The sequence below is a fragment of the Pantoea sp. Ap-967 genome (assembly GCF_011752565.1).
Lineage (GTDB): Bacteria > Pseudomonadota > Gammaproteobacteria > Pseudomonadales > Pseudomonadaceae > Aquipseudomonas.
The window spans coordinates 340,524-352,359 of record NZ_VWXK01000002.1; the positions used below are offsets into that span (position 1 = coordinate 340,524).

Sequence of the window (11,836 nt, forward strand, 5' to 3'; positions counted from 1 at the left end):
ACATTCCGAGGATACCTCATTCCCGTCTACGCCATGACGCCGGAGCCGTGCGGCAATCGCCGTCACGACGCCTTCGCGCCAGGCGACAAGCTGCAACTCGTCATTGAGCGCGCAGACGGCACCACCGAAAACGTAACCGTAACCAGCCGCCTGGACACACACGAAGACGTGCGCTACTTCCGCCGCGGCGGCACCAGCAAAGGCGTCTTTTTCCTTGAGCAGGATGTTCCTGCGGCCGGCCCGGAGCGCGATGCACTGATGCTCCGTGTAATCGGTAGCCCGGATCCTTACGGCAAGCAGATCGACGGCATGGGCGCTGCCACCTCCAGCTCCAGCAAGGTTGTCATCATCGGCAAGTCGGATCGCGATGATTGCGATGTCGACTACCTGTTCGGTGCCCCGGCAATCGAAAACCCAGTGGTCGACTGGTCCGGCAACTGCGGCAACCTGAGCGCAGCCGTTGGCCCGTTCGCCATTCGCCAAGGGCTGAACGATGCGCCTCGTGACGGCATCGCCACCCTGCGCATCTGGCAGGCAATATTCAGAAACGCATCATCGCCCATGTCCCGATGAAGGATGGCGAGGTCGTTGAAGAAGGTGACTTCGTGCTCGATGGCGTCGCCTTCCCAGCGGCCGAAATCGTCGTGGAGTTCCTTCAGCCCGGCGGCTCAGGCGGCAGCATCCTGCCAACCGGCAATGTCGTGGATGAGCTGGACATTCCCGGCTTTCCAGGCTTGCCGGCAACGCTGCTCAATGCAGGCAACCCGACGATCTTCGTCGACGCCATGCGCGTTGGCCTGACCGGCACCGAGACCCAAGACCAGGTCAATGGCAACGCCGAACTGCTGCAGTCGTTGGAAACCATCCGCGCACACTGCACCGTGGCCATGGGCCTGGCGGCTACCGCCGAAGAGGCAACGCGCCTTCGCCCGCACACCCCGAAGCTGTGCCTGGTCGCACCGCCGCAAACTTACGGGGCTGCCGGTGGCAAGACAGTCGAAGCGGCCGAGATCGATGTGATCGCTCGCATTCTCTCCATGGGCAAATTGCACCACGCGATTACCGGCACAGGCGCTGTCGCCGTTGCCGTGGCAGCCGCCCTGGAGGGCACGCTGGTCAACCGGATCGTCGGTGATATCGGTGAACGCCAGGTGAACATGGGCCATACCGCCGGCACCGTTGCCGTTGGCGCGCAGACCGCCCAGGTCGATGGTAACTGGATCGTGGACAAGACCGTCATGAGCCGCAGCGCCCGCCGCCTGATGGAAGGTTGGGTGCTCGTACCGTCGAAGTACTGATTGCTCATCTACCGCCGACCTCCGAAGGTCGGCGGCACTCATCACAACAAAAACAACGATGAGATTTTGCTATGCGCCCATCACCGTTCTCACCCGCCATTTCTCGACGCACGCTGCTCTCTTCTACTTCCATCGTCGCTGCGGCAACCATTCTGGGCCTCGGCGCGGGAGCGGCAAATGCCAAATCAGAACCCGAGAAGAACACTATGCAGCCTGCCAACTCGAACAAAACCCAATGTGTCTATGTGGGTTCCAGAACCACTCGCGAGCGTAACGCCCGTGGCGCTGGCATCACGGTTTATCGACATGACCCGCAGACAGGTCGCTCCGAACGGGTTCAAACCGTTGGCGATCTGACCAACCCATCCTTCCTGTGCCTCGACCAAACCCAGAGCCTGTTGTTCTGCGTGCATGGCGACCAGTCTACTTTCAGCTCATTTCAAATTGAGCCAGGCAGCGGAACACTCACCAAGGTGAGCTCTGTTAGTTGCGAAGGGCACAACCCCGTCCACCTTACCGTGGACAAGAGCAACACATTCCTCGCAGTGGCCAACTACGCCACCGGCAGCATTGTCATGCTGCCGTTCGATAAGACCGGCCACCTGCAACCCGTCGTCAGCAAATACGACCTTCCGGGCAACCCTGGCCCCCACAAGATCGAGCAGGCGAGCGCCCACCCACACATGATCCCACGCGATCCATCAGGCCGTTACCTGGTGGTGCCGGACAAGGGGCTGGACAAGGTCTTTGTGTTCGATTTGAAACAGGACGGGGCCGCACTGAAGCCTGAACTGGCCCATGAAATCAAATCACGCGAAGGTGCCGGCCCCCGGCATGTAGTGTTCTCTCCCACTGGCTCTTTTGCCTATGTGGTAAACGAGCTGGACAGCACGATCACCAGCTACCGTTACAACCAGAACGACGGCTCCCTGGTTCCATTCCAGATGATTCCAGCCCTCCCCCAGGACTTCGTAGGCGACAGCCGTGCCGCAGCGCTAGTCATGGCACCGGATGGAGCACATTTGTTCTCCTCCAATCGTGGGCATGACAGCGTGACCATTTACTCGGTGGATCAGCCTACCGGCAAGATCAACCCGGTCGGCAACGTGCCCAGCCAAGGCAAGAAGCCCCGCTTCATGACCACCTCCCCCAACGGGCGCTTCCTGTTCGTCGCCAACGAAGACAGCGACAACATCAAGACCTTCGCCATTAGCCCGAAAGGCGAACTGGCGTTACTGGAACATCCGATCGACACCGGCAGCCCGGTCTGCATGATTTTCCGCACCGTCTGAAGCCGTTTTTTCATGATCCTGGAGAAGGTATGAGCCCTATCGCCCAACAGGTACTCAAGGACCTGGCGCCCGAAGGCATTCTGCATGCGGCAATCAACTTCGGTAACCCCGTGCTGGCTCAGCCAGGCGCTGACGGGGAACCGCATGGCGTTTCTGTTGCATTAGCCAAATCGCTGGCCGAAGCGCTGGGCGTAGGGCTCGCATTGCACACATACGATGCAGCCGGGAAAGTATTCGCGGCACTTGAACACAACGCATGGACTCTGGCCTTCCTGGCCATCGAGCCCGTGCGCGCTGCGCAGATCAGCTTCAGCGAACCCTACGTCCTGATCGAAGGGACCTACCTGGTCAGAGCCGATGCCCCCTACGCCACGATCGAGGACCTGGATCAACCCGGGCTTCGACTTGCGGTAGGCAACGGCGCCGCATACGACCTGTACCTGTCACGCACCTTGCAACATGCTGAGCTGCACAGGGCTGACACCTCTGCTGGCGCTGTAGAACTCTTCATCGACCAAGGCCTGGATGCGGCCGCCGGCGTAAGGCAACCGCTGGAGCAAATCGCAGCCAAGCATCCGGATTTTCGGGTAATACAGGGAGCCTTCACCGCTATCCGTCAGGCAGTCGCGGTTCCACGCGGCCGTGATGCGGGAGCAGCCTACGTACGAGATTTCGTCGAGCGACGACTTGCCGAGGGTTTCGTCCGCGGCGCGTTACTCGCCAGCGGACAAACCGACCTCAGCGCACCGCGCTGAGGTCGGTAGCCTGCAGAAGGCCGTGGAACTGCTCGGCAAGGTAGCGGCGCAATGCCTGCAACCGGCAACCCAACAACCCCCTTAAAATTCTATACCTGCGGGTGAACAACCCCAAGGAGCGCGCCGTGCAGGCGCTTACCGAAGTGGGCCTGGCCCATCGCCTGGAGGCATTTCCAGCCACCCTGTCCGGCGGTGAATCTTCTAAATCAGATAGTTGCGATTTTTCCATAGGCGCGAGCTTGCTGACGATGAATTGTCATCGGTAGCGACCTAACAGCCAACAAAATGCGTAAACCATATTTTATATATCACTATAAATGCATATTTTCGATAATTAGAATAGAACCATAAAGTCTTTCAAAATATTTTCTTATAGAGATATGTTCTCTTCAGACCGACCACGGACAGGTGGAGGCAAAGGATCTCCGCTCCTTCGTCCGTATCCGTAGCCGACCATCGGCGTGGTAAATGGCCTTGGCATGCTGGCATCCGACATCACTTCCACTGTTGGTTGTCAGGAACTCGCGGCCATGAACCATTCGCCGAATATCGCGCTCGATCACCCCGCCCTTGCCAGTGCCCTGGCACCCCTTGCACCTCTCGCCCACTTCGCGAATGCAGCCGATAACGAGCGCCTGCCAACGGTCACGGTCACCGCGCTGCTCAGCGTGCGTTACGGCCTCTAGTTCACGTTGAGCCAGCCGCCCGGCTGGCCACCACTTTCGATAAGGAACATTCGATATGGGACTCACCCGTAGGGATCTGATCGGCCACCTGATGGCCGCTGGCGGTTACGGCGCCGCCCTTGGCAGCCTGTCCGCGCTGGGCTTGCTGCCAAGCACGGCAGCCGCCACCAGCTTCGCCCCACTGGGCCTGCCGACCGCAGCCGGCAACGGCAAGCGCGTGCTGATCGTCGGTGCCGGCATCAGTGGCCTGGTCAGTGCCTATGAACTGCGCAAGGCCGGTTTCGAGGTACGCATCCTCGAAGCCCGCGAGCGGATCGGCGGGCGGGCCTGGACGCTGCGCAATGGCGACCGCATCGAACACAACGATGGCACTCGCCAGACGGTGCAGTTCGATGAGGGCCATTACTTCAACGCAGGCCCAGCGCGCCTGCCCAGCCATCACCTGACCATCCTTGGCTACTGCCGCGAACTCGGCGTACCGCTGGAAGTGCTGGTCAACAGCAGCCGCAACGCCCTCGCCCAACCCGACCTCAGCCAGCCGCCATTGCTGTTGCGCCAGGCGGTCAACGATACCCGTGGCCATCTCAGCGAACTGCTGTCGCGCAGTGTCAGCAGCAAGGCACTGGACAAGCAGCTGGACGCCGCCGACCAAAAGGCGCTGCTGGATTTTCTCAAGGTCTACGGCGACCTCAACGAGCAACGCACGTACCAAGGCTCCGTGCGCGCCGGCTACAGCCGCTTCGCAGGCGCAGGTGAGCAGACGCCGATCCAGCGCCAACCGGTTGCCCTCAAACAGCTGCTCAACCCCAACCTGATGTTGCCACTGGTTTTTGACGAGATCCCTGAGTTTTCCGCGACCATGTTCCAGCCGGTGGGCGGCATGGACCAAATTGCCAAGGCGCTGTACGCCAAGGTGCAGGACGCGGTGCAGTTGCACGCCGAAGTGCAGGCGATCCAGACCTCCGACAGCGGGGCCCGCGTCAGCTGGCGTGACCGGCGCAGCGGCAAGACCCAAGTAGAGAGCGCTGACTACGCCATTGTCACGATTCCCTTGCCACTGCTCGCCAAGGTCGAGCACAACTTCGGCAAACCGACGCAAGACGCCATCGAACTGGCCAAGCCGGACCTGGCCAACAAGGTGGCCTGGCAGGCGCCGCGCTTCTGGGAAAGCGAATTCCAGATCTATGGCGGCCTTTCCTACATCAACCACGAAGCGCGCCTGCTCTGGTACCCCAGCGACCACCTCAACAGCGCCCGTGGCGTGCTCATCGGCACCTACAACAACGGCGACGTGGCGCGCAAGTTCGCCAGCCAGTCGCTTGCCCAGCAATTGGCTTCATCGCGCAGTGCGGTGGAGTCGCTGCACCCCGGGCATGGCGGCAAATTGCAAAATGGCGTGGCCGTCAACTGGTCGAAAGTGCCCTTCAGCGAGAGCCCGTGGATCGTGCAAGACGAAGTGGCCGAGCCCGGTTACAGCCAGCTCAACCAGGCCAAGGGGCGCACCTGGCTGGCCAGCGATGCCCTGGCCCACGGTGGCGTCGGCATCTGGCAGAACACCGCCGCCGAGTCCGCGCGCCATGTGGTGAAGCAGATCGCCAACCACGCGCAACAACAGCAACGCGGCGTCGCCGCCTGAACCAGGAACCTGCCCATGAAAACCGCCGCCTTGCTACTTGGAACCCTTATGACCTTGTCTGCACTCAACGCCCAGGCCGACACCATCAAACGTGTCGCCCCACCTGGCTCCAACTTCCCCATTTCGCAACTGGTGACCGTGCCGGCAGGCGCCGCGCTGACCTTCGTGAGCGGCACCCTGCCGGACGTTGCCGACCCCAAGGCTGCACCGCAGACGATTGCGGCGTACGGCAACACCGAAACCCAGGCGTTTTCGGTACTGAGCAAGATCCGCACGGCGCTGCAAAGCCAGGGCCTGGACCTGGGCGATATCGTGCAACTGCGGGTGTTTTTGGTCGGTGACCCGGCCAACGGCGGCAAGCTCGATTTCGCCGGCCTGCAGGCGGCCTACACAAAATTCTTCGCCACCGCCGACCAGCCCAATAAACCCACCCGCACGGCGTTGCAGGTCGTTGCCCTGCCGCTGCCAGGCGCGCTGGTCGAGATCGAAGCAATTGCCGCCAAGGCTCCCTAGCCACCCGTTCATAGAGAAAACGCTACCTCATTGAATTAGCAGGGACCCTGCGGGAGCGGCGATCTCCCACTGCGCACCATTCATTCCTTCTGCCGGGCCAGCCCGGCGGACAGGCTTCGTGCAAGCAAAAATCAATAGCGCCTCAGGAAGAGAGAGCATGCCTTTACATCTGCCAACCGTCCACGTTCGACCCGCCTTGCTGGCACTGGCCGCCGCCGGCACCAGCCTGGGCGCCCCAACCACCTTCGCCGCCAGCAACGACGACCAGGCGACCACCTCGGCGCAACTGGGCACGGTGATCGTCACCGGCAACCGGGGCTCGGAGAAACGCACCGTCACCACCAGCCCGGTACCGATCGACGTGATCAGCGCCAAACAACTACAGGAAACCGGCAAACCCGGCCTGATGGAAGCGCTGAGCGCCACCGTGCCCTCCTTCACCCTGCCGGAAAAAACCGGCTGGGACGCCAGCGGCATGGCCCGCGCGCCAAGCCTGCGTGGCCTCAACGCCGCTCAAGTGCTGGTGCTGGTCAACGGCAAGCGCCGGCATACCAGCGCCACCCTGAACATCAGCGGCATCCATGCCGGCGCCGCCCCCACCGACCTCGACCTGATCCCCATCAGCCTGATCGACCACGTCGAAGTACTGCGTGATGGCGCTGCCGCGCAATATGGCTCGGACGCCATCGCCGGGGTGATCAACGTGATCCTCAAGGCCGACGAGTCCGGCACTTCGGTGACCAACGTCGGCCAGGGATACGACGGCAAGAAGCAGACCGTGCAGCAGAGCCTCAACAAGGGCTTCGAAATCGGTAATGGCGGCATCCTCCAGCTCGCGCTGGATGCGCGCAGCCAGAACGACGACAACAAGGCCAGCGCCAACGGCTATAGCTATGCAGAGGCTTATGAAAAGGCCGGCAAGGCAACCTATGGCGGTTACGGCACGCCGAAGATCAACTTGCTGACCCTGGGCTACAACGCCGAACTGCCAGTCAGCGACGACCTCACCTTGTACTCCTTCACCACCTATTCGCACCGCAAGGCCGAGCAGGGCCAGAACTTCCGCCTGCCGACCATCACCAACACCATCACCACCGGCCCCAATGGCTACCCCGCCGGCTACACGCCAACCTGGTACATCGATGAAGACGACTTCCAGGCGGCCCTTGGCGGGCGTGGCGAGATCGGCGAGTGGGCCTGGGACCTGTCCAGCACCTACGGGCGCAATGCCGCACTGCAAGGCACCACGCACAACCAGAACCCGTCGCTCGGCGAGGCGACGCCCAATCACTTCGAGTCCGGCACCTGGATTGCCACCCAACTGACCAGCAACCTCGACCTCAGCCGCAGCTTTGATATCGGCCTGGAAAAACCACTGGACCTGGCCGTGGGCCTGGAGCACCGCAAGGAAACCTATCAGGTCCGCGACGGTGACTGGGCCTCCTGGGCTAACGGTGGTTACTGCCGTGCCCCCGGTGATTGCGCCGCGTCCGGCGCCCAGGTCACCAACGGTATCTCGCCGGCCGAAGCCACCAGCACAAGCCGCAACAGCGTGGCAAGCTACATAGACGTCGGCTTCAACCCGCTGCCGCAGTGGTACTTGGGTGGCGCGCTGCGCTACGAACACTACAACCAGGGCGTCGGCGCCACCCGCAGCGGCAAGCTGACGACCCGCTACGACTTCACCCCTGAGTTCGCGGTGCGGGCAACCGTCAGCAACGGCTTCCGCGCGCCTTCGCTGGCCAACAGCCTGTTCAGTGCGCGCTCGACCACCTATGGCGTGGTCAATGGGGTTTACCAGTCGATCAACTACGGCGTTCTGCCGGTCGAATCGGGCGCCGCTCAAGCGCTGGGGGCGACGGCGCTGAAACCCGAGCGCTCGACCAACTTCAGCCTCGGCGCCACCTTCCAGCCCAACGAGCGCCTGTCATTCACTGCCGACGCCTACGTGATCAACGTGCGCGACCGCATCACCCTGACCGGTACCCTGCTTGGCCCCGAAGTGACCCAGACCCTGCTTGCCAACGGCATCGACTCAACCACCGGAGGCAGCTACTTCACCAACGGCGCCAACACCCGTACCAAGGGCCTGGACCTGGTCGGCAACTACGACCAGGCCCTGGGCAACTGGGGCAAGGTGAAATGGACGGCGGCCTTCAACTGGAACCAGACCGACATCCTCAGCTACAAGGAAAATGTCAGCATCCAGGGTGCCAACTACGCATTGATGGATCGCCAGGCCCGCAATTTCATCACCGATGTACAACCCAACACCAAGCTGATTCTTGGCGCCAACTGGCAGCTGGACCGCTGGACCAGCAACCTGACCCTGACCCGCTACGGCTCCTGGCGCGAAGTCAACTCCGCCGCTGACCGCAGCCTGGACCGCGAGTACAAGGCACGCTGGATCACGGATGTGGATGTGGGCTACCAGCTGACCAAGGACCTCAACCTGGCCGTGGGTGCGCAGAACCTGTTCGATATCTACCCCGAGCGCCAGAACCCCAGCAGCAAGACCATGACCAAAGGCTACGGCGCCTATTCGCCCTACGGCTTTACCGGTGGTTACTACTTCACTCGGCTGACCTACAACTTCTGATGAAAGGATAACCCCATGACTCAACGCAAACTGCACCTTGGCGCCATTCTCACCGGCGTGGGTACTACCCAGCACGAATGGCTGCACCCAGAGATACCTGGCGATGCCAGCATCGATATCGACTGGTACAAGCAACAGGCGCGCGCCGCCGAAGCGGCCAAGTTCGACTTCGTGTTCATCGTCGACAGCCCGTACATCACCCCCGAGTCGGCGCCGCACTTTCTCAACCGCCTGGAGCCGTTGACCCTTCTGTCGGCGCTGGCGGGCGCCACCGAGCGCATTGGCCTGGTCGCCACCCTGACCACCTCCTATACCGAACCCTTCAACGTCGCTCGCCAGTTCGCCTCGCTGGACCATATCAGCCATGGCCGCGCCGGCTGGAATGTGGTCACCACCGGCCTGGAGGGTGCCGCCGGCAACTTCGGCCGCGAGCAGCATATCGACCACGGCGAGCGCTACCGCCGCGCCCATGAACACGTCGCCGTGGTACAAGGCTTGTGGGACTCCTACGAGGATGACGCCTTCCCCCGCGATAAAGCCAACAAGCGCTTCCTCACAGCCAGCAAGCAGCATCGTCTGGACCACCAGGGCGAGTTTTTCTCGGTCACAGGGCCGTTGAACATTTCCCGCTCGCCCCAGGGGCAGCCGGTGATCTTTCAAGCCGGGGTTTCTGAATCGGGTCGTGGCCTGGCGGCGCAGATCGCCGAAGGCATCTTCGCGGGCGTCGACAACTTCGAAGACGCGGTCGAGTACTACGCCGATATCAAACGGCGCACCGCCGAGGCGGGACGCAACCCCGATCATGTGCTGTTGTTCCCCGGCATCGACCCGATCATTGCCGATACCGACGAGCAGGCTCAGGCCATCGAACGCGAACGCAAGGGTGAGCTGGACCTCAACAAGGCGCTGGTGCAACTGGGCCGCCCCTTCAACTATCACGACTTCAGCCAGTACGACCTTGACGCGCCCTTCCCGCAACTGGGCGACCTGGGCAGCAACGGCTACCGTGGCCACGCCGAGCGCATCAAGCGCGTGGCCGCCGAACAGAACCTGACCCTGCGCCAGGCGGCCCTGCGCTTCGGCCAGCCCTACTCTAAGTTCGTCGGCTCACCGCTGACCGTGGCCAACGAGATCGAACGCTGGTTCCGCGAGAGTGCCGTGGACGGCTTCAACATTCATGTGGGCGCACCGAGCGACTTCGCCCGTTTCACCAACGAGGTGCTGCCGATCCTGCGCGAGCGCGGGCTGTTCCGTAGCGAGTATGAGGCCCGTACGTTGCGCGGGCACCTTGGGCTGGCAGTACCGCAGAACCGCCATGCATCATCGCCTCAGCACGCCACCGAGCGCGTCGAGGAAACGGTGTGAGCCCTTGAGAGTCCACCCGCCGCCCTGGCGCCGCGCTGCAATGCGTGAGTGCCCAAAAATGCGATACGCGAACACCGGCGCTTGACATACACCACAACCCTGGGCTGCCGATCAAGCGCCCATCTCCAGGCCAGCGCCGCCCCGGTAGGAGCGAGCACAGCTCGCGATGGGGCGCGCAGCGGCCCCAGGGTTTCAGCCTCGCGGCTCATAGTGCTGGGGCTGCTTTGCAGCCCATCGCGAGCTGCGCTCGCTCCTACCGGGTCCTGTGGGAGCGGGCTTGTTCGCGAAGCAGGCGACGCTGTGGATGGCACCGGCTACGCCGGTGTTCGCGGGCAAGCCCGCTCCCACAGACCCTGCCCTCTTCATCCGATCAATCGCTTGCGCATGGGCGTGCATGCCAGTTCAAGCCCCGAAGGCGAGGTATAGATGCCGCTTTCCTCCCCGTGAAACCCACACCGATGGTAGAACGCAGTAGCATTTGGGGTCGCATCCAGATGTATTTCGGCAAGCCCGGCCTCACGCGCCAGCCGCTCCAGGTAATGGATCATGGACTTGCCAATTCCCTGCCCCATGAACCCCGGCAGGACAAATACAGCACCCAGCTCACCCGACTGGAAATCAATAAACCCCGTGGCCACCGCTGCTTCGCCCCACCATGCAATGTGGTACTGGCGCTCGACACTGGCCCGGTACCGGTCCGTCAACGGCACCTGCGTCCAGGCTTGAACCTGTTCTGGCGTGTAGACGGTAATACACTGGTGCCGTATAGCCTGAAGCCGGATATCGAAAGCGACTTCGGCGTCGCTGTACCTGGCTGGGCGGATCGCCAACATGCTCATACTCCTTATCATGTGTGCTCATGATCGGAGCATGAAAAAGCCCCGACCATTGTGGGCGGGGCTTAGGGGATGCGTGGAATTTACGCGCGCAACGCCCTATGGCCCGCCGAAGGGGGACATCATGGGGCGCATCAAGGTTACGCAGTTGTAGTTCGTCATGAGGGCAACATCTCATGCTGCAGAAAAGCGTGTCAAATTTCGGGGCACAGGGGCACACGATAATGGCCTGCGGCCAACTAAGCGTGGACGTGAATGAATGGCCGCTTGCGACCCATTGCGGACGTGAATGCTCGGTGATTGCTTCGGCGCTTTTCAATGAGCATCATCGGGGTTCGACAAGGAGACGTCTCTATGCCCCAACCAATGCTGCATCTTATTTCAGGAAAGATTGCATCCGGTAAGTCAACGCTAGCCAAAAGCTTGGCAGCTGAAGGATCTACGATTCTGCTGAGTGAGGATAATTGGCTCTCACGGCTATACCCTGATCAGATCAAGTCAGTAACCGACTATGTGCGTCTTGCGCGCCAGATTCGGGAGGTGCTGGGCCCGCTCGTCATCGATGTTCTTCGGGCTGGAGTGCCTGTCGTTTTGGATTTTCCTGCAAACACTCCTCAGGATCGACAATGGCTGCGCGACCTGGCTGACGCAGCCAAGGTTCCACATCGCGTCCACTACATCGAGGTCGACGATGATACCTGTCGAGACAGGTTGCATCTTCGCAACCACAGAGGTGAACATGAGTTTGCGGCGACTGACGCAGAGTTCGATCTGATCACTAGCTATTTTCGAGCACCACATGAAGATGAGGGGCTCCAGATTGAAGTTCACCGAAATTGACGAGCAGCCCCCGTGA

Annotated in this window: 9 protein-coding genes and 1 pseudogene; 9 read left to right on the forward strand and 1 reads right to left on the reverse strand. The window is 61.7% G+C overall.

The annotated features are described in order from the left end of the window. The first annotated feature begins 33 nt into the window (after positions 1-33). From prpF to F3J45_RS04080, 8 genes and pseudogenes are all read left to right on the forward strand, one after another. Positions 34-1,298 (forward strand): annotated as a pseudogene (gene prpF, locus F3J45_RS29990) (2-methylaconitate cis-trans isomerase PrpF). 71 nt (positions 1,299-1,369) lie between these two features. Beyond that, a complete protein-coding gene (locus tag F3J45_RS04045; RefSeq protein WP_205300386.1) occupies positions 1,370-2,590 on the forward strand; it encodes a lactonase family protein in 1,221 nt (406 codons plus the stop codon). A 29-nt stretch (positions 2,591-2,619) separates the two neighbouring features. Further along, positions 2,620-3,345 (forward strand): transporter substrate-binding domain-containing protein, encoded by a 726-nt coding sequence (locus F3J45_RS04050; RefSeq protein WP_167057699.1) that lies wholly within the window; start codon positions 2,620-2,622, stop codon positions 3,343-3,345. A 479-nt stretch (positions 3,346-3,824) separates the two neighbouring features. Next, complete coding sequence (locus F3J45_RS04060) at positions 3,825-4,031, forward strand: hypothetical protein (RefSeq protein WP_167057702.1); 207 nt, start codon at positions 3,825-3,827, stop codon at positions 4,029-4,031. A gap of 55 nt (positions 4,032-4,086) precedes the next feature. Then, positions 4,087-5,667: an FAD-dependent oxidoreductase gene (locus F3J45_RS04065; protein WP_167057705.1), complete on the forward strand. Its 1,581-nt coding sequence runs from the start codon at positions 4,087-4,089 to the stop codon at positions 5,665-5,667. 15 nt (positions 5,668-5,682) lie between these two features. After that, on the forward strand, positions 5,683-6,180 hold the full coding sequence (locus F3J45_RS04070) for a RidA family protein (RefSeq protein WP_167057708.1): 498 nt from the start codon (positions 5,683-5,685) through the stop codon (positions 6,178-6,180). A 157-nt stretch (positions 6,181-6,337) separates the two neighbouring features. Continuing rightward, entirely contained in the window at positions 6,338-8,779 is a 2,442-nt protein-coding gene (locus tag F3J45_RS04075; protein WP_167057711.1) for a TonB-dependent siderophore receptor, read from the forward strand. A gap of 15 nt (positions 8,780-8,794) precedes the next feature. After that, positions 8,795-10,144, forward strand: a complete 1,350-nt coding sequence (locus F3J45_RS04080) for an LLM class flavin-dependent oxidoreductase (RefSeq protein WP_167057714.1) — start codon at positions 8,795-8,797, stop codon at positions 10,142-10,144. Positions 10,145-10,506: 362 nt separating this feature from the next. Here the strand turns inward: F3J45_RS04080 and F3J45_RS04085 are convergent, their stop codons facing one another. Continuing rightward, entirely contained in the window at positions 10,507-10,977 is a 471-nt protein-coding gene (locus F3J45_RS04085) for a GNAT family N-acetyltransferase (protein ID WP_167057717.1), read from the reverse strand. 357 nt (positions 10,978-11,334) lie between these two features. Between F3J45_RS04085 and F3J45_RS04090 the strand changes: the two genes are divergently transcribed. Continuing rightward, positions 11,335-11,820 carry an ATP-binding protein gene (locus F3J45_RS04090; RefSeq protein WP_167057721.1) on the forward strand — a complete coding sequence of 162 codons (486 nt, stop codon included), beginning with the start codon at positions 11,335-11,337 and terminating at the stop codon, positions 11,818-11,820. The last annotated feature ends 16 nt before the right edge of the window (positions 11,821-11,836 follow it).